Source organism: Paludibacterium sp. B53371 (genome assembly GCF_018802765.1).
In the GTDB taxonomy this organism is placed as follows: Bacteria; Pseudomonadota; Gammaproteobacteria; order Burkholderiales; family Chromobacteriaceae; genus Paludibacterium.
This window is the reverse complement of record NZ_CP069163.1, coordinates 395585-419096: the sequence shown is the minus strand read 5'-3', so window position 1 is coordinate 419096 and position 23512 is coordinate 395585. Positions and strand designations below refer to the sequence as shown.

The window sequence follows — 23512 nt, the reverse complement described above, 5'->3', positions numbered from 1 at the left end:
CACGCGCTCAGTGCAGCCGCGAGATACGCTCGGCCAGCGGCACACCGGCCTCGCGCAAGCAATAAGTCAGATCATCCAGGGCGCGACTGCGGTCCGGCGCCACATCCGGCACCAGCAGCCAGGGCAGACGCGCAACCACCTCTTCACGTCCGCTCTCGCGCAGCAACACCTCATAAGACAGATGCTCCGGCTGATACTCGGCTTCCGCATGCAGCGCCTTCAGCCCGCCCAATTGCGCGCCACACAGGGCCAGCGTCAGCCCCAGCCGCTTGCGATTGACACTGCCAATCCCGCTGGCCAAAGCCTCCCACCAGGGCATGGGCGCAAACAACTCGGCTTCGCCATACTCCATTTCCCGACCGATCGCCTCCTGCACCAGCGGCATCACCGCATCCAGCGCCTTGCGAGCATGTCGACGAGCCTGATCTGGCGGCAGCGCACCACGCTCCACCAGGAAGGGAATAAACGCCAGCATCAGTCGCGGATCCTGCGTCTGGCGAGCGGCTTCGTAAGTCGCACGCGCATCCTCCGGATTCACCGGCGCATAGTCACACCCCAGATCCATCACCGGCGCCAGATGCACCAGATCCTGGCAGCTGCGCTCATTGAGCATCTCGACGGTGAAACAGGTCGGCGACATCCACAGGATTTTCTTTTCCGGCAGCCCGAGCGCATCGGCCAGAACCGGCTCCACCCGCTCCATCATGGGGAAATGCCACCACGCCCCACCCTGCGCGCGGGAAAAAGCAAAAGGCAATGCCCACAGCTCGAACGACAGAATAGAGCCATCCTTGCGCACCACCTCGGGGAAGGCGATACAGTCACGCGCCGTCGCCAGCAATAAATCACGCGCCTGCGGCTGCGTCAGCAAGCCGAGCTGCGCTTCGGTCATGACCGCCTGATCATCCTGCGCCAGGGTCTGCTGCACCAGGCCACTCAATTGCAGCTTGCTCATCGGCCGTTCGCAGGCCTCCAGCGCCATGGCCTGCAAAGCCTTGACCGCAGCCGAACGCGCGGCAGGCAATAAAGGCTTGATCGGATAGGCACGCATCTCGCGCGCCGGCATGGTCGCCTCACGCTCGCGATGTTCCTGCAGCTGCAGATAGATCTTCATGGCCTCATCACAAATGGCATGCAGCTCTGCGGCCGTCGGCGTGGTGTCATGAAAATTGAAATCGAACAGACGAAAACCCGGATTGCAGACATAAATCGTGGCATTGTCGCCCTCATCAAACAGCAAGGCGCTGGCGAAGGCATCCTGATCACGACCATCAAACGGCGTGACATCATAGCCGACCAGACGGCAGACAAAAGCAGGCGACTCGGTATGAACCACATATTCGCAAGGCTCCAGGCCCTGCTCATCCATGGCATCACCGAAAATGAAGCGGTTCGGGCGCAAGGCCGAACCCTTGATACGGGCATTGCGGGGGTGCGGCTTCATCATTCCATCACATTCAATACTGGCTAACGGTGAATTGTAGCCTGAAATCGGCCTCGTTGATCACGGCATAGCCGGGCACGAGTCCTGGTACGGCCACAAAGCAAAAAGCCCAGACCTGTCGGTCTGGGCTTTGCATGGGGAGTCTGGCAGTGTCCTACTTTCACACGGCGAATGCCGCACTATCATCGGCGCTAAGGCGTTTCACGGTCCTGTTCGGGATGGGAAGGCGTGGGACCACCTCGCTATGGCCGCCAGACATAAACTGTCTACAAACTGCAGAAGCCGTTTGGTTTGAATTCGTATGTATCGGGCACAAAGCCCATCAAATGATAGGATCAAGCCTCACGAGCCATTAGTATCGGTTAGCTTCACGCCTCACAGCGCTTCCACACCCGACCTATCAACGTCCTGGTCTCGAACGACTCTTCAGGAGGGTCTAGCCCTCAGGGAAGTCTCATCTTCAGGCGAGTTTCCCGCTTAGATGCTTTCAGCGGTTATCTCTTCCGAACTTAGCTACCCGGCGATGCCACTGGCGTGACAACCGGTACACCAGAGGTTCGTCCACTCCGGTCCTCTCGTACTAGGAGCAGCCCCCGTCAAACTTCCAACGCCCACTGCAGATAGGGACCAAACTGTCTCACGACGTTTTGAACCCAGCTCGCGTACCACTTTAAATGGCGAACAGCCATACCCTTGGGACCGGCTACAGCCCCAGGATGTGATGAGCCGACATCGAGGTGCCAAACTCCGCCGTCGATGTGAACTCTTGGGCGGAATCAGCCTGTTATCCCCGGAGTACCTTTTATCCGTTGAGCGATGGCCCTTCCATTCAGAACCACCGGATCACTATGTCCTGCTTTCGCACCTGCTCGACTTGTCGGTCTCGCAGTTAAGCCACCTTTTGCCATTGCACTATCAGCACGATTTCCGACCGTACCTAGGTGACCTTCGAACTCCTCCGTTACACTTTGGGAGGAGACCGCCCCAGTCAAACTGCCTACCATGCACTGTCCCCGATCCGGATCACGGACCTAGGTTAGAACCTCAAACACACCAGGGTGGTATTTCAAGGACGGCTCCACGCAAACTAGCGTTCACGCTTCATAGCCTCCCACCTATCCTACACAAGTCTGTTCAAAGTCCCATGCAAAGCTACAGTAAAGGTTCACGGGGTCTTTCCGTCTAGCAGCGGGTAGATTGCATCTTCACAAACATTTCAACTTCGCTGAGTCTCAGGAGGAGACAGTGTGGCCATCGTTACGCCATTCGTGCGGGTCGGAACTTACCCGACAAGGAATTTCGCTACCTTAGGACCGTTATAGTTACGGCCGCCGTTTACCGGGGCTTCGATCAAGAGCTTGCACCCCATCACTTAACCTTCCGGCACCGGGCAGGCGTCACACCGTATACGTCCACTTTCGTGTTGGCACAGTGCTGTGTTTTTGATAAACAGTCGCAGCCACCGATTCTCTGCGACCTCTCAAAGCTTCGGACGCGAAGTCCTACACCCTAAGAGGCATACCTTCTCCCGAAGTTACGGTATCAATTTGCCGAGTTCCTTCTCCTGAGTTCTCTCAAGCACCTTAGAATTTTCTTCCTGCCCACCTGTGTCGGTTTGCGGTACGGTTCTCATACAGCTGAAGCTTAGAGGCTTTTCCTGGAAGCAGGGTATCAGTCACTTCAGGTCCGTAGACCCTCGTTATCACTTCTCGGCGTTAACGAACACGTGGATTTGCCTGCGTGTCCCGCCTACCAGCTTGAACCAACTATTCCAACAGTTGGCTGACCTAACCTTCTCCGTCCCCCCATCGCACTGTATGAAAGTACTGGAATGTTAACCAGTTTCCCATCGACTACGCATTTCTGCCTCGCCTTAGGGGCCGACTCACCCTACGCCGATGAACGTTGCGTAGGAAACCTTGGGCTTTCGGTGAGCGGGCTTTTCACCCGCTTTATCGCTACTCATGTCAGCATTCGCACTTCTGATATCTCCAGCATGCCTTTCGACACACCTTCACAGACCTACAGAACGCTCCCCTACCACTTGCACTCGCGTGCAAATCCGCAGCTTCGGTTATCAGTTTGAGCCCCGTTACATCTTCCGCGCAGGACGACTCGACCAGTGAGCTATTACGCTTTCTTTAAATGATGGCTGCTTCTAAGCCAACATCCTGGCTGTCTGGGCCTTCCCACTTCGTTTACCACTTAACTGATCATTTGGGACCTTAGCTGGCGGTCTGGGTTGTTTCCCTCTTGACGATGGACGTTAGCACCCACCGTCTGTCTCCCATGCTTGCACTTTCCGGTATTCAGAGTTTGCCATGGGTTGGTAAGTCGCAATGACCCCCTAGCCATAACAGTGCTTTACCCCCGGAAGTGATACATGAGGCACTACCTAAATAGTTTTCGGGGAGAACCAGCTATCTCCGAGTTTGTTTAGCCTTTCACCCCTATCCACAGCTCATCCCCTAATTTTGCAACATTAGTGGGTTCGGACCTCCAGTGCGTGTTACCGCACCTTCATCCTGGCCATGGATAGATCACTCGGTTTCGGGTCTACGCCCAGCAACTGAAGCGCCCTATTCGGACTCGCTTTCGCTACGCCTCCCCTATTCGGTTAAGCTCGCTACTGAACGTAAGTCGCTGACCCATTATACAAAAGGTACGCAGTCACCCCTTGCGAGGCTCCCACTGTTTGTATGCATCCGGTTTCAGGTTCTATTTCACTCCCCTCCCGGGGTTCTTTTCGCCTTTCCCTCACGGTACTGGTTCACTATCGGTCGATCATGAGTATTTAGCCTTGGAGGATGGTCCCCCCATCTTCAGACAGGATTTCTCGTGTCCCGCCCTACTTGTCGTACGCTCAGTGCCACCATTCAGTTTTCGTGTACGGGGCTATCACCCACTATGGCGAGCCTTTCCAGACTCTTCCACTAACTCAACGGCTAAAACGTACAGGCTCTTCCATTTTCGCTCACCACTACTCACGGAATCTCGGTTGATTTCTTTTCCTGCGGGTACTTAGATGTTTCAGTTCTCCGCGTTCGCTCTACCCACCCTATGTGTTCAGGTGGGAGTGACCCCTAAGGGCCGGGTTTCCCCATTCGGACATCGCGGGATCAAAGCTCTATTGCCAGCTCCCCCGCGCTTTTCGCAGGCTTACACGTCCTTCATCGCCTATGATCGCCAAGGCATCCACCAGATGCACTTACTCGCTTGACCCTATCATTTCAAGGGCCTTGCGCACTCGCCTTGCCGATACCTCTACCGGCAAAACGTCGATACATACAATTACCCAAAGTTGAATCCAAACGAGGATGAAACCATCCTGGCTCAGAATCAATTTTGTATTCGGCTTCTTCAGTTTGTTAAAGATCAGTGCGCTAAACAATTAACGCCAATCACAAGGCTCTGCTTGAAAGCCTTCTGATTGTCATTAAGAGTGGGGTGGTGGAGGCAGACGGGATCGAACCGACGACATCCAGCTTGCAAAGCTGGCGCTCTCCCAACTGAGCTATGCCCCCATTTGAACGGTCACATGCAGGATTGGTGGGTCTGGTTGGACTCGAACCAACGACCCCCGCCTTATCAAGACGGTGCTCTAACCGGCTGAGCTACAAACCCCCAGATAGTCATTGCATGCGACTTTGCGCTTTGAACAACCGATAGGCTGTGAGTACCAGGATCGACTTTCTCTAGAAAGGAGGTGATCCAGCCGCAGGTTCCCCTACGGCTACCTTGTTACGACTTCACCCCAGTCATGAAGCATACCGTGGTAAGCGGCCTCCTTGCGGTTAGCCTACCCACTTCTGGTATCCCCCACTCCCATGGTGTGACGGGCGGTGTGTACAAGACCCGGGAACGTATTCACCGCAGCATGCTGATCTGCGATTACTAGCGATTCCGACTTCACGCACTCGAGTTGCAGAGTGCGATCCGGACTACGATCGGTTTTTTGAGATTGGCTCCACCTCGCGGCTTCGCGACCCTCTGTACCGACCATTGTATGACGTGTGAAGCCCTGCTCATAAGGGCCATGAGGACTTGACGTCATCCCCACCTTCCTCCGGTTTGTCACCGGCAGTCTCATTAGAGTGCCCAACTTAATGATGGCAACTAATGACAAGGGTTGCGCTCGTTGCGGGACTTAACCCAACATCTCACGACACGAGCTGACGACAGCCATGCAGCACCTGTGTTACCGCTCCCTTTCGGGCACACCCAAATCTCTTCGGGCTTCGGTACATGTCAAGAGCAGGTAAGGTTTTTCGCGTTGCATCGAATTAATCCACATCATCCACCGCTTGTGCGGGTCCCCGTCAATTCCTTTGAGTTTTAACCTTGCGGCCGTACTCCCCAGGCGGTCAACTTCTCGCGTTAGCTACGCTACCAAGGATTCAAACCCCCAACAGCTAGTTGACATCGTTTAGGGCGTGGACTACCAGGGTATCTAATCCTGTTTGCTCCCCACGCTTTCGTGCATGAGCGTCAGTGTCATCCCAGGGGGCTGCCTTCGCCATCGGTATTCCTCCACATCTCTACGCATTTCACTGCTACACGTGGAATTCTACCCCCCTCTGACGCACTCTAGCCTTGCAGTCTCCAATGCCGTTCCCAGGTTAAGCCCGGGGCTTTCACATCAGACTTGCAAAACCGCCTGCGCACGCTTTACGCCCAGTAATTCCGATTAACGCTTGCACCCTACGTATTACCGCGGCTGCTGGCACGTAGTTAGCCGGTGCTTATTCTTCAGGTACTCTCATCCCCGCTCATTATTCACAAGCAGGATTTGCTCCCTGACAAAAGTCCTTTACAACCCGAAGGCCTTCTTCAGACACGCGGCATGGCTGGATCAGGGTTGCCCCCATTGTCCAAAATTCCCCACTGCTGCCTCCCGTAGGAGTCTGGGCCGTGTCTCAGTCCCAGTGTGGCGGATCATCCTCTCAGACCCGCTACTGATCGTCGCCTTGGTGGGCCTTTACCCCACCAACTAGCTAATCAGACGTCGGCCGCTCGAATAACGCGAGGCCCGAAGGTCCCCCGCTTTCCTCCTCAGAGCGTATGCGGTATTAGCACAACTTTCGCTGCGTTATCCCCCATTACTCGGCACGTTCCGACGCATTACTCACCCGTTCGCCACTCGCCACCAGGAGCAAGCTCCCGTGCTGCCGTTCGACTTGCATGTGTAAAGCATGCCGCCAGCGTTCAATCTGAGCCAGGATCAAACTCTTCAGTTCAATCTCTATGCTTTTCGTACTATCTGGCACGCAAGGACTTCAAAAGAACCCCGTAAGGTTTTTTTCTGTCTCTTGCAGTGCAAGTGTCGGTCTCTCCCGGCACTCACACCTATCGGTTGTTCGTTTTGTTAAAGAGCAGTGCTGCGTTGTTGCTGCAGCGGAGAAGGCGAACTATACAGACGGAAAAATCCGGCGTCAACCCCCATTTTCAGAAAAACCTTAACCCCCGCAGGGAACATCCTTGTCGAAAGCGTCGTCTTGCCGCTACCCTCTATCAGAACCTTATATCGGAGCAACAGTTTGCACCCCACCTGGATTTTCGACCTCGACAATACCCTGCACAACGCCGACCACGGCATTTTCCCCTGGATCAACCGCAGCATGACCGATTACATCATGCGCCAGCTCGGCCTTGATGAAGCTGCCGCCCATGCGCTGCGCCACCGCTATTACACCCGCTATGGCGCCACCATGCGCGGCATGCACCGACACCACGGCATCGACCCGGATCTCTTCCTGCGCGAAACCCATCCCGTCGCAGCCCTGCTACCGCTGATGAAATGGGATGCCCACGTCGGCACCTTGCTGGCCGCACTGCCCGGACGCAAAATCCTGCTCTCCAATGGCCCACAGACCTATGTCGAGCAAGTCACCCGCCGTATGGGCATCGATCGCCTGTTCGACGCCCTCTATGGTGTCGAACGCGTCGGCTATCTGCCCAAGCCCCATGCCCGCCCCTTCATCACCGTCTGCGCACGCGAGCGGCTCAACCCGGCGACCTGCATCATGGTGGAAGACAGCTTGCCCAATCTGCTCACGGCCAAATCACTCGGCATGCGCACGGTCTGGATCACCCCCACCCCGCGCCGCCCCGTCTATGTCGACTATCGCATCAGCTCGATACGCGACCTGCCGCGTCTGACCTGGCTGCAGGCGTAAAAAAAGCGCACCTGGGTGCGCTTTTTTCTGACGACGTCCGATCAGAACTTGGTACCGATACCCACACCGTAGACCCACGGGTTGATGGTCAGCGTACCCAGCGGGGTGCCGTTCAGGTCCACATCGGTCTTGATGTAGAGCTTCTTGACATCCAGGTTGACGAACCAGTCTTTGTTGATGGCAATGTCAGTACCCACTTGCAGCGCACCGCCCCAGCTATTTTGCTTGACGTTAATGCCGGCATTCAGGCCGTTATCGTAGAAACGGGTATAGTTCACACCGGCACCGACATACGGGCGAATCGTACCTTGCGGATTGAAATGATATTGCAGCGTCAGGGTCGGCGGCAGGACGCTGACCTTGCCGATGCTCGACCCATTGAGATCTACCTCATGGCGGGAAGTCCCCAGGATCAGCTCAGCACCAATGTTATTGGTGATCATATAAGTGAAATCCAGCTCGGGCACAACGTCGTTCTTTACCTTGGCACTATTGGCAGACAAATAACCAGTGCTGGAGGTTTGCGGGCTAACATCAATCACGCGGAAGCGAGCCAGAATATCGCCTTGGTCAGCAAAAGCGGAAGCAGAGAGCAGGCCGGCCACGGCAACAAAAGCGATCTTTCTCATTTTATGATTTCTCCTGGAATACAATAATTGGATACCCCGCCACGCATATTGAATTGATTTGCACCATAACGGGCCGCGTAGCGTTCATGACAAAATGTAGTGAACGTCATAACAGAAGACTTTGTTCTAGATCATGAGAGCGTCATGAAATACACCGATCTACGTGATTTTGTTGCACAACTCGAACAACAAGGGGAATTACGCCGCATCAGTCGGCCAGTGTCACCGCACCTCGAGATGACCGAGATTGGCGACAGAGTCCTCAAATCCGCCGGACCCGCCCTGCTGTTCGAACGGCCTCAGACGGGGGATCAGCAATATGACTACCCGGTGCTGGCCAATTTGTTCGGCACGCCTGAACGCGTTGCCATGGGGATGGGGGCCAGCCATGTCAGTGCCTTGCGCGAGATCGGGCAGTTGCTGGCCTATCTGAAAGAGCCAGAACCACCACGCGGCTGGCGTGATGCCTGGGACAAGCTGCCTATGCTCAAACAGGTCCTGAGCATGGCGCCGAAAGAAATCAGCAAAGCCCCCTGCCAGCAGATTGTCTGGGAAGGCGACCAGGTCGACCTGTCCAGACTACCCATCCAGCATTGCTGGCCCGGCGACGTCGCACCGCTGATCACCTGGGGGCTGACCGTCACCCAGGGCCCAAACAAAAAACGCCAGAATCTCGGCATTTACCGCCAGCAGGTCATCGGCAAGAACCGCGTCATCATGCGCTGGCTCGCCCACCGCGGCGGGGCACTGGATTACCGCGAGTTCCGCCTGGCCAACCCCGGGCAGCCCTTCCCGGTCGCCGTGGTGCTCGGCTGTGACCCGGCGACCATTCTCGGCGCCGTCACCCCGGTTCCCGACACCTTGTCGGAGTATCAGTTCGCCGGTCTGCTACGCGGCAGCCGCACCGAGCTGACGCGCTGCATCGGCTCCGAGCTGCGCGTCCCGGCCCGGGCCGAAATCGTGCTGGAAGGCCACATTCATCCCGATGACATGGCGCTGGAAGGCCCCTATGGCGACCATACCGGCTATTACAACGAACAGGACCAGTTCCCGGTCTTTACCATCGACCGCATCACCATGCGGGAAAACCCCATCTACCACAGCACCTACACCGGCAAACCACCAGATGAGCCGGCCGTTCTGGGCGTGGCGCTGAATGAAGTCTTCGTCCCCATCCTGCAGAAGCAGTTTCCCGAAATTGTCGACTTCTATCTGCCGCCCGAAGGCTGCAGCTACCGCATGGCCGTGGTGAGCATCAAGAAACAATACCCCGGCCATGCGCGGCGGGTGATGATGGGCTGCTGGAGCTTCCTGCGTCAGTTCATGTACACCAAGTTCATCGTCGTGGTGGACGACGACGTCAACACCCGCGACTGGAAAGAAGTCATCTGGGCCATTACCACCCGCATGGATCCGGTGCGCGACACCATGCTGGTAGAAAACACCCCGATCGACTACCTCGACTTTGCCAGCCCGATCTCCGGACTGGGCGGCAAAATGGGACTGGATGCCACCAACAAGATGCCGGGAGAAACCAGCCGCGAATGGGGCACCCCCATCGTCATGGACCCGACCGTCAAACAACGCGTCGATGCGATGTGGGATGAGCTCGGACTGTAAGGCGCTGCCAAGCCCCCGGCGCCACCGATCACTGGTATGATTCGGCGCAACAATATCGATTAGGAGTCAACAATGCGAACGGCACGTAACCCCGCACTGGCCAGCCATGTAAAACGCATGAGCCCGCGCCTGCGCAAAAAACTGCGCGTCGGCGAATTCCGCGAACTGGGCTTCAGCCTGAAGGCTTCGATTGATGCCGGACTGGAGGTGGCCGCGCAGGATGCCCTGCTGGATGCCTGGCTGGGCGAAGTGGACCGCCATGGTGTCAGCTTTGGCGGTCAGTTTGATGCCCGCGGCGCCATGGAAGGGGTCGTCTTTCCGGTCGCCGGCAATCTGGTCACCGAGGCGATTCGAACCGGGCTGCTGGACTGGCTCAAGGCCCGCCCGGAAGTCAAGGACCTGCAGGCCAGCGGTCTGTTCGACATCTGGCACGAAGCCTGAGCGCCAAAAAAAAGCCGCTTTTAGCGGCTTTTTTCTTGCCCGAAACATCACGACACCGTACGGAAAATACGGTATCCGACGTACAGCCAGGTTTCCCGCGACAAGAAGGCAATCCGCGCAGACAGCGTGCGGAAACGGGTTGAACGCGTCGGCGAGGGCGACGCCGCCAGCCCGAGATCACGCGCCATCAGTACCGCGCGACGCATGTGCCAGGGATCACTGACCAGCAGATAGGTATGAATACCGAACGGCTCCGCCAGCTTCTTGGCATTTTGCAGATTTTCCCAGGTCGTGCGCGAATCCGGCTCGGCCAGCATGACCGTCATCGGCACACCGGCCTTCAGCGCATAGTCCCGGCCGACATCCGCCTCGGACGGATAGCCCGGCACCGGGGTTCCGCCGGTAAACACGATCCAGTGCACCTGACCGGCCTTATACAGTTCAACGGCGTGGCGAATCCGCTCGCGAAACACCGGGGAAGGTTTGTCGCCCCAGGCCGCGGCGCCGAGCACCAAAGCGGCGTCAGCCCTGGCCGGATAATCCGGGGGCTCTCCATAACTCACGATGCTCCATGCGACCGCCCCCATTCCGACCAGCACCAGGAAAAAGGCCAGCAGCACACCTTTGAGCACCAACCACCAATAATGCATGCTCGACTCATTGTGCCAATTAACACGTTATTATAACGGTATGGGCGCATTGGCGGCACATCCGGTCAGGCCTTCCGTCAAACATTGCTGCCCGACACGCACCAGACAATCCTTCCCAAGCCGGTGATTCTCACTCCAGGCCACCAGATAAGGCTGCCAAACCGAGTCGGATCGAATGCAATGCGCAAGCACAGGCTCCTGCGCATCGACCAGGCCATGCAACAGCGCCAGCCAGTCCGCCAGCCAGCGCCGCTGCAACCGCCGACACTTGTCAGACAGCGGAGCAGCGCCGGACAGCGTGGTGGCGCCAAAGAAAAATTGGGAACGGCAGAAAACCTGCTGGCAACGCCAGTGACTGACATGAAGCGAGACCAGCGCGGGCCAGACACTCACCGGCACGGGGGGATCCATCATGACAAACTCCCATTGTGCACCGCACAATGGGAGTTTAGTCCGACCAGCGGGAGATACAAGCCCGCGTTACATCAGGCTCACTCGCGGGTGGCCTTGACCACCCAGTCCTGCGTACTGGGCGCGGCATTGAATTCCTGCACCACCGACTTCATCAGCTCGAAAGCCGAAACAGCATCCAGTTCGTGGCAAGCTGCCTGCAGGCGATCCAGCAAGGCACGCAACGCCGGCTCGGCAATCAGCGACTCCTGGGCCCGCATGATGCGCTCATGCTCGGTATCCAGCACATTGTCGCCGATCAGCAGCTCTTCATAGAGCTTCTCCCCCGGACGCAGGCCACTGAAACGGATCTCGATATCACCATGCGGCCGGTTGGCATCCTTCACCTCCAGCCCGGACAAATGGATCATGCGGCGCGCCAGATCGGCAATCCGCACCGGTTGCCCCATATCCAGCACGAACACATCCCCCCCCTGCCCCATGGCCCCGGCCTGAATCACCAGCTGCGCCGCTTCGGGAATGGTCATGAAATAGCGCGTGATGTCGGGATGCGTCACCGTCACCGGCCCACCCTGCTTGATCTGACGCTTGAACAAGGGCACCACCGAACCGGACGAACCGAGAACATTACCGAAACGCACCATGACAAAACGAGTGCGGCTGCCACGCGCATGACGAGCCTGCAACACCAGCTCGGCCAGGCGTTTGGTCGCCCCCATGACATTGGTCGGACGCACCGCCTTGTCCGTGGAGATCAGCACAAAGGTATCGACCCCGCAATCTTCCGCGGCCTGGGCGGCCGTGTCGGTCCCGAAGGCATTGTTGAGGATGCCGGAGACCGGATTATGCTCGACCATCGGCACATGCTTGTAGGCCGCCGCATGATAGACCGTCTCGACCTGGAAAGCCTGCATCACCTGACGCATGCGCGCGGCATCACCGACCGACCCCAGCAAGGCCACACGCGGACAGTTCGGCGCCATGACCGACAGCTCGTGGTCAATCGCATACAGGTTGTATTCCGACAGCTCGAACAAGACCAGCAACCGCGGGCGACACTGGACAATCTGCCGCACCAGCTCCGAGCCGATCGAGCCACCGGCACCGGTCACCATCACCACCCGATCTTCGATATTGGCCGACATCAACTCGCGACGAGGCGGCACCGGCTCCCGACCGAGCAAATCCTCAATATCAACCTCCTTGAGCTCTTCAACCCGCACCTCGCCCGACACCAGATCCGCCATCCCCGGCAACCGCTTGATCGGCACGCGCAGCGACTCGAGACTCTCCAGAATCTCGCGCTGCCGCGAGCGACTGACCGAAGGCAAGGCCAGCAAAATCAGCTTGGACGACGTCTCCTTGATCAGGATCGGCAGCTCCTGCGGACCATGCACCGCGACACCGCGGAAAGTCCGGCGCCACAACGAAGGATTGTCATCGACAAAAGCCATCGGCCGGTATTCCCGGCCCGCCTGCAAGGCCAGCATCAGCTGCACACCCGCCCGGCCGGCACCATAGATGATGACATGCTCGCGCGGAGCATCCACCGCATCGATCCGGCGCACCAGGCCGCGCAGCAGAAAACGGCTGCCGCCAAGATAAGCCATGGCGAACACCCAGAAAATAATGATCGAGGAACGCGGAAACGGATGCATGCCAGACAGGGCAATCACCGCCGTGAGCACCAGCACGGCCAGGGTCACCCCGCTGAACACCGTGTAGACGATCTTGTCGTCCAGATACTTGAGCACCGCCCGGTACAAGCCGAGATGGATGAAAATCGGAATCACCCAGAAAGGCGGGACAAAGAAAATCCACAGAAAAGGATTCAGCTTCGGATCCCAGCTGCCACCCAGCCGCAGCACCACCGCACTCCATAAAGCCAGCGGCAGCAGGATGGCATCCATCAACATCAGCAGCACCATCTTGTTGTGGCGCGAAAACGAAAGCATTTTTTCCAGCATGGCAGTCAACGTGAGACGATCTTCAGCAAGGTGGCAAGAATGATGCGAATGTCGCCAGGCAAGGTATGGGTGTCGGCGTAGCTCGCATAATAGGCCAGTTTCTCCGGCAGCACCTGTTCGATATACGCCCGCTCCGGATCTTCGGCAGCGCCCAGGATCTCGTTTTCATCAATCATGCGGATCGACGCCCAGTCCGTAATGCCGGGACGCAAGGCCAGCACCTTGTCGCGCAGAGGCGCCGGATAGCAGGCCACATAACGCGGCACCTCCGGGCGGGGACCGACCAGACTCATGCGCCCAGACACCACATCAAGCAGTTGCGGCAACTCGTCCAGCTTGGTTTTGCGCAACAGGCGTCCGGCACGGGTCACCCGACCATCCGCGCCGACCGTCAACTGGCCATGCCGCTCGGCATCCACCCGCATGGTACGGAACTTGTGGATACGGAACGGCACACCGTAGCGTCCGACCCGCTCCTGGCGGAAAAACACCGGCCCCGGCGAATCCAGCCGGATCCACAGCGCCAGCAGCAGCAAGACAGGCGACAACAGCAGCAGGCCGGTTCCGGCCGCCAGCAAGTCAAAAGCGCGCTTGACCCGATCCGAGCCAGGCGCGCCGCATCCGGCAACAGACGTCATCAGGCACCCAGAATCTGGCGAATAGCCGCAATCACCCGCGTCTGATCTTCATCCGTCATGCGGGTATACAGCGGCAGGGACACCTCACCCTCATACGCCTTCTGCGCATTCGGGAACTGCGCCGGCGTCAGCTGGTAGCTGTCGCGCCAGACCGGATGCAGATGCAAGGGGATGAAATGCACCGAGCAACCGATGCCCAGATCGGCCATGCGCTGGATGAACTCGCCACGCTCGATGCCCGCCTCCGGCTTCAGGCGGACCGGATACAGATGCCAGGCATGGGCATCACCGGCCAGCGGCTTGGCCGGCAGAATCAGCGGCAGCTCGGCCAGCTCAATATCGTAACGCTCGGCCATATCCATGCGCGCCAGGTGGAAACGGCGCAGCTTCTTCAGCTGGTGAATGCCGATCGCCGCCGAAATATCCGGCATGTTGTACTTGAAACCGGGCTCAATCACCTCATAGAACCAGGCCGGCGCCTTCGAGGTATAGCGATCAAAGGCATCACGACTGATCCCGTGCAGGCGCATGACCTTGCAACGCTTGATCAGCTCCGGATGCTTCGAAACCACCATGCCGCCCTCACCGGTCGTCATGGTTTTGTTGGCATAAAAGCTGAACACCGTGGCATCCGTATCCAGCGTGCCAATCAGCTTGCCCTTATAGCTGGTCGGCAGAGAATGCGCGGCATCCTCCACCACCTTGAGGCCATGCTCGCGGGCAATGGCGATGATCTCGTCCATCTCGCAGGCCAGACCGGCAAAATGCACCGGCACGATGGCCCGGGTCTTGTCGGTAATGGCGCGACGAATGGCCTGCGGATCAATATTCAGCGTCTGCGGATCGACATCCACCAGCACCGGATGCGCGCCCAGATAACGCACCACTTCCGCCGTCGTGGTAAAGGTATAAGTCGGCACGATCACCTCGTCGCCCGGACCGACCCCCACCGCTTCCAGCGCCAGATGCAGGCCGGACGTCGCCGAGTTCACGGCAATCGCCTCCACATCCTCGCCGATGAAGGCCGCAAAATCCGCCTCGAACTGCCTGGTCTTCGGTCCGGTCGTCACCCAGCCCGAACGCAGCGCATCCACCACTTCATTGATCTCTTCCTCACCGATTTCCGGCAGGGCAAAAGGCAAAAATTTCTCGCTCATGATTCTTTCCGTCATCCCCGATTGCGATCACATCTCGCTTAATTTGATCTCCGGCGTCCACTCGCCGTCCACTTGCTTGGTAATGGCCTGGGCGACAATCACCCGCTCACCGTTAAACGTCAGCGCCGGCGGGCCATGCAATAACCAGCCAGCATTCAGCGCCTCCGTCACCCGCAGACAAAACGTGGCATCATCCGGTCCGGTCAGCACCCGATAAAGATTCATCACGAAGCCTTGCTGCGCTTGAACAACTTCTGGAAGCGCTTGGCCAGCACACTGTAATCATGATTGTCGAGGACATAGCGCTTGCCGTTCTCGCCCAGGCGCTGACGCTCGGCGGGGTCCATCGCCATCAACTGGCGCACCGCCGCGGCAATCGCCGCCGGATCTTCGGCGGCCACCGACAAACCGGCCTGCGCCTCGCGCACAATGTCATTACCGGCCTCGACCGAATGAATCACCGGCCGTGCCGACATCATGTAATCAAACAACTTGTTCGGGTTAATCCCGAAACGATAGATCGGCAATTTGCGCCAGCCGATAAACAACGCATCCATATGAGCCAGCAAAGCCGGCACCGCGGCCTTGGCCACCGGCGGCAGGAAATGCACATTGCCCAGGCCCAGTTCGCGCGCCATCTGCTCCAGCGCCAGCTTGTCCGGACCATCGCCGACCAGCACAAAAGACACCGGCTCATCACGCAGCCAGTCAGCCGCCTTCAACAGCTCCTGCAGAGCATTCGCCAGGCCATGGCCACCCGCATAGCCGACCAGGAAATGGCCTTGCGCCTTCAACTGCTCGATCTTGGCCAGATGCACCTCCGGCAGCGACTGCGTCGCACTCTCCCACTCCGAGACCACAATGCCGTTCGGCACATAGTGGAACTTCTCCGGCGCCATGCCGTGCTCGACCATGTGCTCCTTGGCACAAGGCAACATCGACACCACCGCATCAGAAACGCGGTAAGCAAAATTCTCCGCCTTCTGCAGCAACCAGATCCAGGGGTGACGCGGCGACATCCCGCCCACCTCGACCGGCGTCAGCGGCCACAGGTCATGCACCTCAAAAATCAGCCGGGCCTTGGCATGCTTGGCAATGAACCGTGCCGGGTAAATATCCAGCGGATACGTACTGGAAGCGATCACCACATCCGGCGTCCACTTGTTGACGAAGAAGCGGCTCATGTTCCAGACCTGGAACAGATAGACAAAAATATTCAGCACCCGGCCGATACCATTACCCGAATACTTGGGCGTGGCGTACCAGGAGTAAATGATGCCGTCGATTTCTTCTTCGCCGAACAGACCCGGCAGATCCTTCGGGTTGTTTTGCCGCAGATGCGAATAACTGGCGGCCAGGATATTGACCTTGTCCCCGCTCTTCAGCCACTCGCGCGACAGGTAATACGGCCGATACTCCATGCCATGTTTCGGCGAGCCGGCATAATGGTTCAGATAAAGAATACGCATGTTCGGAATCAATCCAATCTTGTTGCGGAAACCGGGCAGGCCGACCACATCAGCCCGCAGCCGGTCCGGTCATGCCAACTGGTCGTAAAGTGCCAGCAACTTTTCGCCTTCTGCCTGCCAGCTGTACTTGGCCAGCACCGCCCGCTGGCCACTGGCGCCCATCGCCGCCGCACGCTGATCGTCGGCCAGCAGCGTATTCATGGCAGCAGCAATCGCGGCCGGATCCTGCGGATCGACCAGCAAACCACAACCGGCATCTTCCACAATGGCGCGCCAGACCGGAAAATCCGACGCCACCACCGGGATACCGGCCGCCATATACTCAAACAACTTGATCGGCAAGGCATCAACATAATTCGGCGTCGGGAACAGCGTCACCAGACCCACCTTGCTGCGCGCCAGCACCCCGGCCACCCCCTGGCGATCCAGCACGCCCAAATCATTCACCCGGCTCCAGCCCGCCGACGCCATCAGCTCATCCTTGAGCCCGGCCTCGCCCCAGATCCCGGCCAGATTCAGCCTGGCCGGCACATCCGGCATCGCCGCCACAATCGGGCCAATCCCGCGAATGCGGGTAATCCCGCCGAGATAACACACCTCATTGTGCCGGCTCTCCCAGGGCGTCTCGCGCACCAGCTCGCTCAGAATGGGATAATTGCAGACATCCACCGCGCGGGCGTTGACCCGGGCAAAACGCGTGCGGATATGCGGCGTCGACGTGACGATCGCATCAAAGCGGCTGGCCACCCGGTTCTCCAGCACCTCGAACACCCGGGAAGTCAGCGGACGCAACATACCCGGAATCCAGTGCTTGGCCAGCAACTGGCGCGGCAAATCTTCATGCACATCGTAGACCACCCGGATACCCGCCTTTTTCAGCTTCAGCGCCGCCAGCATCAGCTCCGGGTCATGGAAATGCGCCACATCCGGACGCAGACGCAACGCCGCCTGGATCACCCGATCCACCGTCCGGGTCATGCGCGCCAGACGACCGCCGGTCCTGGCGCCGACATCATGAATGCGCACCCCGTCGCGCACCTCTTCCCCCAGACCATCGGCCACGATCAGCGACACCTCATGGCCGCCGCGCGCCAGCGTACCGCACTCCTTGATGAAAATTCGAATGTCGTGACGCGGATGCGCACTGGTCAGATGGGCGATTCTCATTGCTTTTTCTTCAGCGGCCGAGGGCCGTCCTTGAGAGTACGGGCATACAGCGCGGCAAAGCGGCGCATATTGTCGGCATGCAAAGCCTTCTGCGCCACCAGCTGACGATTGATGTCCGCAATGAACTGCAGGCGCTGATCATCGCTGGCCTCCTGCATGGCGGCCAGCAGACTGTCAGACAGACAGCGCATATCCTCGGCAATCCGCCCGTTCAGGCCATCGATGATCCACTCGCCATTCGCCGGCAGATTGGACAACACCGGCAAACAACCATGACCCATGGCCTCCAGCAGACTGATACTGGTGGCATCCGAACGCGGCACACTGACAAACACCCGGCTCTTGCGATACAGCTCAGCCAGCTCATGACCGGGAATGAACCCCGGGAAATCAATCCGCTTCAAACCCAGCGAGTCCGCCAGCCGCTTCAGCTCCGGCGTCTGATCACCGCTGGCCGCCACCGTCAGATGCCAGTCAGCACACTGCCCACTGGCCTCGATCGCGGCCCAGGCATGCAAAATCGCGTCGATACGGTACAAAGGCTTGTGCAGCCGGCAGGACAACACCCGCTTTTCCTTGAGCGCCAGATCCGGCGACAGCGGCAGTGCATCCATGCCGTAATTCAGCAACTCGATGCGACACCCCTCACCGGCCAGCTCGCGAATCCGGGCCGCCATATACAGCGAATCCGAGGTAATCACGTCGGCAGCCTGCAAATTGCTGCGCACCATGCGCCCGAACAGCGCATTCGACTCCGGCAGCAACAGAATGTCCGAGCCCCAGGCCGTCAGCACCTGCGGAATGCGCAGGCCACGCATCGCCCGGCTGGCGTGCCAGGCCACACTATTGGCCTGATGCACATGCACCAGCTCAGGACGGATCGCCTTGATCCAGCCGCGCAGTCGCCCCGAAGCCACCAGCGAAGAAAGACGAAAATCGATTTTCTGGTAACCGGCCAGATTGGCCGGACGATACTGCTCCGGCGCCTCGCGATTACTGGCCAGCCAGACCTCGCCCACATAAGGCGCAATCCCGGCCAGATAGCGCCAGGTATGCACCGACGCCGAACCGACCACCAACAACCGCGACAGAACCGGCTCAGTCACGACTCCACTCCTCATACATCGCCCGCAACGCCGGATCCGACGCCAGCCACTCCTGATCCATCTCGCGCGTATCACCGACCACCTGAGCCGGGTTACCCGCCAGAATCGCATAGTCGGGATAATCCCCCGCGGCGACAAAACTATAAGCCGAGACCAGCGAGCCCCGGCCCAGACGAACCCCCGGCATCAGCACCGAATGCGGACCGATAAAGCTGTAGCGCCCGATTTCAGACGACTTGCGCAAATAACCCGCATGCTGCTTATGGTCCAGATAATGACGACCATACAGACGAATGGCGATATGACTCGAATGCGTCAGAATCGACACGTAATTGGTAATCTGGCAGCCCTCGCCGACGGTCAGACCGCCCGAGGCATCCACAAAGTTGAAATGGCCGATATACACGTTATCGCCGATATCCAGACGATGAACATGCTCCACCCGGGTCAGGTTGGACAAACGGGTGCGCGGCAGAAACACCCCGTCATGGCGACGAAAGCCATAGACCATGCGCGGTCGGATCCACGCAGAGAGGCGAAAACGCAGACTGGTCAGAAGTTTTGTCAGAATCATTTATTAGCTGCGTGATATAGCCAAGTGAAATAGAAAATAAAATACCCGACCATCACCCAGGAAACCAGTGTGAATGCGCAGACCGGATCACCCCAAAAATGGAAACCACTCCACAAAGCACCGACGAAAAGCACCGTCTGCACCAGCGAAAGCATAAACGCCGTGCGTTGGCGCTCAATCACCAAAGGCACCATGGCCAGCGGCGAGGCAACAAAATGAAACAAAATAAATGGCGACATCGCCTCCGCATAGCGCCCGGCCGTACGCCAGGCCTGGCCGAGCACCAGCCCGAACAGCGGCTCACCCGCCAGCTGAATCACCAGAAACGGCACCAGCGCCATCCCGCCCAACGCCACCGCCATCCGCTTGATGATCGGACGCAACGGACGACCGGCATTACGCGCCTCGGCCAACTCACGATAAGCCACCTGCGCCACCGCCTGCCCGATCAGCGCCGCCGGCAGCTTCAACAGGCGCATCATCATCCCGTAGTAACCCACCGTCGCCGTCCCTGACAGCGTCCCCAGCAAAGACAGCGTCAGTGAATCCTGCAAGGCCGTGACAAACGCATGCGGTGTATTGACCTTGGGAAACTCCGAATACTCGCGGGCCACCAGGACCATCGTGTAGCGATCCACCTCATGCAGCCAGCGGAACCGCTGCTTGATATCCAGCCAGGCCTGCGCCAGCAGCGACGAAACCTGACCGGCAAACTGCCCCAGAATCAAGCCGCCCGGCCCGGCATGCAGCACCCCGCCCACCAGCTGCGTCAGCGACATGCCGACAGACTGACTCATCCGCCCCGAAGCGTTCGCCTGATAACGACTGTGACGATTGTTCCAGTTGGTCCAGGCCTGCATCATGCCGGCCAGCCACAAAGACAAGGGCAGCAGATAGAGCCAGAAAGAAAAGTCATGCTCACTGGTGGCCCCGCCCATCAGCCGGAGCAGCCAGTGATTGACACCGAACAGCTGAGCCAGCAGCACCAGCGTCGCCAGCGTCGTGGCAAACAACATGGACAAGGCCATCAGATTGCTGGCGCGCTTCTCCTCTGCCGGCAACACGATGGCCAATTCATAGCGGGCGGTGGCCAGCACCGCCAGATTCGACATCAGCGCCACATACAGCGACAACACACCGAAAGCATGCGGCGTGTACAGGCGCGTCAACACAGGCTGCACCAACAGCGGAATCACCTGCGCCAGGGCGGCGCCCGTCGCCAGCGTGGCGATGTGGCGCACAAACCCCGAACTGGTGAAACGCCGGCACGAAGCCAGCAGCGAGGCCGCCCGGGCCTTAGCCGATGGCACGCTTCACGGCCTCGACAATCGCATCCTGCGTGGCCTCATCCAGGAACGGATGCATCGGCAGACTCATCACGCGCTGCGAAGCCGCCTCAGCATGCGGGAAACTGCCGGCCGGCTGATTCAGATGCGCAAAAGCCGGCTGCAAATTCAGCGGCACCGGATAATGCACCGCCGTCGGAATACCCGCCTCCTTCAGCGCCGCTTGCACCGCCTCGCGCCGATCCACCTCAATGGTGTACTGGGCATACACACAATCGCAGCCCTCGGCCATCTGCTGAACCCGCACCACATCCTGCAGCAACTGACTATAGCGGGCGCCAATACGCTTGCGCGCCGTCAGCTCCTGCTCGAAAGACGGCAACTTGGCCAGCAAAACCGCCGCCTGCAGCGTATCCAGACGACCGTTAATCCCGATCACCGGATGATGATAACGACGATCCTGACCATGCACACGGATCTGCTTCATCTTGCGCGCCAGCTCGTCATCATTGGTAAAGCAGGCACCGCCATCGCCATAACAACCCAGCGGCTTCGACGGGAAAAAGCTGGTGGTGGCAATCGTCGTCGCGCCGCAGGAACGACGATCCTTGTAACGGGCACCAAAACTCTGCGCACCATCCTCGATCACCGCCAGACCATGACGCGCCGCCACCGCATTGATGGCATCAAAATCGGCACACTGACCATACAGACTGACCGGAATAATCGCCTTGGTCCGCGGCGTGATCGCCGCTTCCAGCAGCGCCGGATCCAGGTTATAGGTCGCCGGATCAATATCGACAAACACCGGCTTGCCGCCCAGCAGGGCAATCATCTCGCCGGTCGCAATAAAAGTGAACGGCGTGGTAATCACCTCGTCACCCGGGCCGACCCCCAGCGCCATCAGCGCCACCTGCAGCGCCGTCGTGCCATCCGAAACACCAATCGCGTGCTTGACCCCGACAAAACTCGCCAGCTGCTGCTCCAGCTCCGCCACCTCCGGCCCCATAATGTACTGACCGTGATCCAGCACCGCCTGAATGCGGGCGTCAATTTGCGGTTTCAGATGCTGATACTGTGCTTTCAGATCAATGAAGTTGATGCTCATCGCGTATTTCCTCAGGCCAGCGGCGTGCAGTGATTGCCGCCGATATCATAACGTTGCGCGCATACCGGGCAGGCATGCTCGCCAATCTGGGTCGGCAAGCGCTCGCCGCACTGGCACATCCAGCCCAGCCGACGAGCCGGCGTCCCCACCATCAGCGCATAAGCCGGCACATCGCGCGTCACCACACTGCCGGCACCGATAAAGGCAAACTCGCCGATCGTATGACCACACACCACCGTGGCATTGGCCCCGATCGTGGCACCACGCTTCACCACCGTGCGGCGGTACTCATGCTTGCGCGAGACGTGACTGCGCGGATTATTCACATTAGTGAACACCATGCTCGGACCGCAGAACACATCGTCCTCCAGCGTCACCGCATCGTAGATCGACACATTGTTCTGCACCTTGACGTTATTGCCGACAATCACATCATTGCCGACAAACACATTCTGCCCGAACGAACAACGCTCACCGATACGGGCACCGGCGCAAATATGCGTCCAGTGCCAGACCCGGGTACCGGCCCCCACCTGGGCGCCGGCATCGATGATGGCGGTTTCATGGAACTGGCATTCGCTCATGGCCTGACCTTTCCTGTTCAGTAGTCCAGCGGCAGGCTGACACGACGGCCATCACGCGCCGACAAATACATGGCGATCAGCAGCTCCAGCGACTTCAGCCCCTCGCGACCATCCGTCTCCGGCTCCGCCGTGCCCTGCATCACATTCAACACATTGTCGTAATACATCGGGTGGCCGAAACCATAGACACTGGTCGTCGCATAACTGGCGTTCTTGATCTCCTCATCCATCGGATGCGGCTCGGCAAACTCCCAATGCTGAATCTCGTTCACCGCCACACCGCCCACACGGATCGAACCCTTCTCACCCAGAATCGTGATCGAACCTTCCAGATTCTTCGGATAAGTCAGCATGGTCACATTCATGCTGCCCAGCGCACCCGAACGCCACTTCAGGCTGACCACACCCGTGTCTTCCACTTCAATATTGCGCTCCAGCGTCGCCGTATAGGCCTGCACGCTCTCCACCGGGCCCACCAGCCAGTCCAGCAAATCCACATAGTGACTGGCCTGATTCATGAACGCCCCGCCATCGAATTCCCAGGTACCACGCCAGGCAGCCGAATCGTAATACGCCTGCGGACGCGTCCAGAACACATTGACGTTCACCATGTACAGACGACCGAAACGGCCTTCCTGCATGGCACGCTTGAGCAACTGCAGCGTGGCATTGCGGCGGTTCTGCTTCACCACGAACAGACGCTTGCCGGCGTGGTCGCAGGCCTTGACCATTTCCAGACCATCCTGCCAGCGCGTCGCCATCGGCTTCTCGGTCATCACATGGAAACCGGCTTCGGCACACTCAATCGCCTGCTGCGGATGCAGACCAGAGGGCGTCGTCAGAATCACGATATCGGCATTGCTGACCGCCAGCATGGCGCTCAGACTGCTGTGACCGCGGGCGCCGGTACGCTCCACCGCCGCTTGCAGTGCCTCAGGATTGATATCACACACATCCACCAACTCGGCGCGGTCGGCATGCTTTTCCAGCGAACCGAAATGATTGGCGGCAATGCGGCCACAACCGACCAGCGCGAAGCGGATCTTGCGGTCAGTAATAGCGGGATGTTGAACAGTTTGCATGGT

The 23512-nt window shown here is 58.8% G+C and carries 19 protein-coding genes, 2 tRNA genes and 3 rRNA genes; 3 read left to right on the top strand and 21 right to left on the bottom strand.

Annotated features, from left to right (window positions below; all coding sequences use genetic code 11):
- Window positions 1-7: 7 nt before the first annotated feature.
- From JNO51_RS02025 to JNO51_RS02000, 6 genes are all read right to left on the bottom strand, one after another.
- Window positions 8-1447: a hypothetical protein gene (locus JNO51_RS02025; protein ID WP_252346157.1), complete on the bottom strand. Its 1440-nt coding sequence runs from the start codon at window positions 1445-1447 to the stop codon at window positions 8-10.
- Window positions 1448-1585: 138 nt separating this feature from the next.
- Window positions 1586-1700, bottom strand: a 5S ribosomal RNA gene (gene rrf / locus JNO51_RS02020).
- A 75-nt stretch (window positions 1701-1775) separates the two neighbouring features.
- Window positions 1776-4666 (bottom strand): 23S ribosomal RNA (locus JNO51_RS02015).
- Window positions 4667-4892: 226 nt separating this feature from the next.
- Window positions 4893-4968 (bottom strand) — tRNA-Ala (locus JNO51_RS02010).
- Window positions 4969-4991: 23 nt separating this feature from the next.
- A tRNA-Ile gene (locus JNO51_RS02005) sits at window positions 4992-5068 on the bottom strand.
- Between the two features lie 75 nt (window positions 5069-5143).
- Window positions 5144-6681: ribosomal RNA gene (locus tag JNO51_RS02000) — 16S ribosomal RNA — on the bottom strand.
- Together the 16S, 23S and 5S rRNA genes with 2 tRNA genes alongside form the textbook arrangement of a ribosomal RNA operon.
- A gap of 300 nt (window positions 6682-6981) precedes the next feature.
- Here JNO51_RS02000 and JNO51_RS01995 point away from each other — a divergent pair.
- Window positions 6982-7620, top strand: a complete 639-nt coding sequence (locus tag JNO51_RS01995) for a pyrimidine 5'-nucleotidase (protein ID WP_215780764.1) — start codon at window positions 6982-6984, stop codon at window positions 7618-7620.
- A 41-nt stretch (window positions 7621-7661) separates the two neighbouring features.
- Here the strand turns inward: JNO51_RS01995 and JNO51_RS01990 are convergent, their stop codons facing one another.
- Window positions 7662-8249 carry an OmpW family protein gene (locus JNO51_RS01990; protein WP_215780763.1) on the bottom strand — a complete coding sequence of 196 codons (588 nt, stop codon included), beginning with the start codon at window positions 8247-8249 and terminating at the stop codon, window positions 7662-7664.
- Between the two features lie 144 nt (window positions 8250-8393).
- Between JNO51_RS01990 and ubiD the strand changes: the two genes are divergently transcribed.
- Both ubiD and JNO51_RS01980 read left to right on the top strand, forming a co-directional pair.
- The gene (ubiD, locus tag JNO51_RS01985) at window positions 8394-9869 is read left to right on the top strand and encodes a 4-hydroxy-3-polyprenylbenzoate decarboxylase (RefSeq protein WP_215780762.1); all 1476 of its coding nucleotides are present in this window, start codon (window positions 8394-8396) and stop codon (window positions 9867-9869) included.
- A 72-nt stretch (window positions 9870-9941) separates the two neighbouring features.
- Window positions 9942-10310 carry a YggL family protein gene (locus JNO51_RS01980; protein ID WP_215780761.1) on the top strand — a complete coding sequence of 123 codons (369 nt, stop codon included), beginning with the start codon at window positions 9942-9944 and terminating at the stop codon, window positions 10308-10310.
- A gap of 47 nt (window positions 10311-10357) precedes the next feature.
- Here the strand turns inward: JNO51_RS01980 and JNO51_RS01975 are convergent, their stop codons facing one another.
- The 14 genes from JNO51_RS01975 to JNO51_RS01910 all read right to left on the bottom strand — a co-directional run bounded on the left by JNO51_RS01975 (window position 10358) and on the right by JNO51_RS01910 (window position 23509).
- Window positions 10358-10960 carry a YdcF family protein gene (locus JNO51_RS01975; RefSeq protein ID WP_215780760.1) on the bottom strand — a complete coding sequence of 201 codons (603 nt, stop codon included), beginning with the start codon at window positions 10958-10960 and terminating at the stop codon, window positions 10358-10360.
- 30 nt (window positions 10961-10990) lie between these two features.
- On the bottom strand, window positions 10991-11374 hold the full coding sequence (locus JNO51_RS01970) for a hypothetical protein (protein ID WP_215780759.1): 384 nt from the start codon (window positions 11372-11374) through the stop codon (window positions 10991-10993).
- A gap of 77 nt (window positions 11375-11451) precedes the next feature.
- On the bottom strand, window positions 11452-13338 hold the full coding sequence (locus JNO51_RS01965) for a nucleoside-diphosphate sugar epimerase/dehydratase (protein WP_215780757.1): 1887 nt from the start codon (window positions 13336-13338) through the stop codon (window positions 11452-11454).
- Window positions 13339-13343: 5 nt separating this feature from the next.
- The gene (locus JNO51_RS01960) at window positions 13344-13976 is read right to left on the bottom strand and encodes a sugar transferase (RefSeq protein ID WP_215780755.1); all 633 of its coding nucleotides are present in this window, start codon (window positions 13974-13976) and stop codon (window positions 13344-13346) included.
- A complete protein-coding gene (locus JNO51_RS01955) occupies window positions 13976-15133 on the bottom strand; it encodes a DegT/DnrJ/EryC1/StrS aminotransferase family protein (RefSeq protein ID WP_215780753.1) in 1158 nt (385 codons plus the stop codon). Before JNO51_RS01955 ends, JNO51_RS01960 begins: the two co-directional genes overlap by 1 nt.
- Window positions 15134-15160: 27 nt before the next feature.
- Window positions 15161-15358 (bottom strand): DUF1737 domain-containing protein, encoded by a 198-nt coding sequence (locus JNO51_RS01950; RefSeq protein ID WP_215782633.1) that lies wholly within the window; start codon window positions 15356-15358, stop codon window positions 15161-15163.
- A complete protein-coding gene (locus JNO51_RS01945; protein WP_215780751.1) occupies window positions 15358-16602 on the bottom strand; it encodes a glycosyltransferase family 4 protein in 1245 nt (414 codons plus the stop codon). Before JNO51_RS01945 ends, JNO51_RS01950 begins: the two co-directional genes overlap by 1 nt.
- 69 nt (window positions 16603-16671) lie before the next feature.
- Window positions 16672-17769 (bottom strand): glycosyltransferase family 4 protein, encoded by a 1098-nt coding sequence (locus JNO51_RS01940; protein WP_215780749.1) that lies wholly within the window; start codon window positions 17767-17769, stop codon window positions 16672-16674.
- The gene (locus tag JNO51_RS01935; protein ID WP_252346155.1) at window positions 17766-18875 is read right to left on the bottom strand and encodes a glycosyltransferase family 4 protein; all 1110 of its coding nucleotides are present in this window, start codon (window positions 18873-18875) and stop codon (window positions 17766-17768) included. Before JNO51_RS01935 ends, JNO51_RS01940 begins: the two co-directional genes overlap by 4 nt.
- On the bottom strand, window positions 18868-19449 hold the full coding sequence (locus JNO51_RS01930) for an acyltransferase (RefSeq protein ID WP_215780745.1): 582 nt from the start codon (window positions 19447-19449) through the stop codon (window positions 18868-18870). Before JNO51_RS01930 ends, JNO51_RS01935 begins: the two co-directional genes overlap by 8 nt.
- Window positions 19446-20759, bottom strand: coding sequence for a lipopolysaccharide biosynthesis protein (locus tag JNO51_RS01925; protein WP_215780743.1), 1314 nt, complete (start codon window positions 20757-20759; stop codon window positions 19446-19448). The genes JNO51_RS01930 and JNO51_RS01925 overlap by 4 nt, the downstream gene beginning before the upstream one ends.
- On the bottom strand, window positions 20746-21843 hold the full coding sequence (locus tag JNO51_RS01920) for a DegT/DnrJ/EryC1/StrS aminotransferase family protein (protein ID WP_215780741.1): 1098 nt from the start codon (window positions 21841-21843) through the stop codon (window positions 20746-20748). The genes JNO51_RS01925 and JNO51_RS01920 overlap by 14 nt, the downstream gene beginning before the upstream one ends.
- A gap of 11 nt (window positions 21844-21854) precedes the next feature.
- A complete protein-coding gene (locus JNO51_RS01915; protein WP_215780739.1) occupies window positions 21855-22427 on the bottom strand; it encodes an acyltransferase in 573 nt (190 codons plus the stop codon).
- A gap of 17 nt (window positions 22428-22444) precedes the next feature.
- Window positions 22445-23509 (bottom strand): Gfo/Idh/MocA family protein, encoded by a 1065-nt coding sequence (locus JNO51_RS01910; RefSeq protein WP_215780736.1) that lies wholly within the window; start codon window positions 23507-23509, stop codon window positions 22445-22447.
- Window positions 23510-23512: the final 3 nt, after the last annotated feature.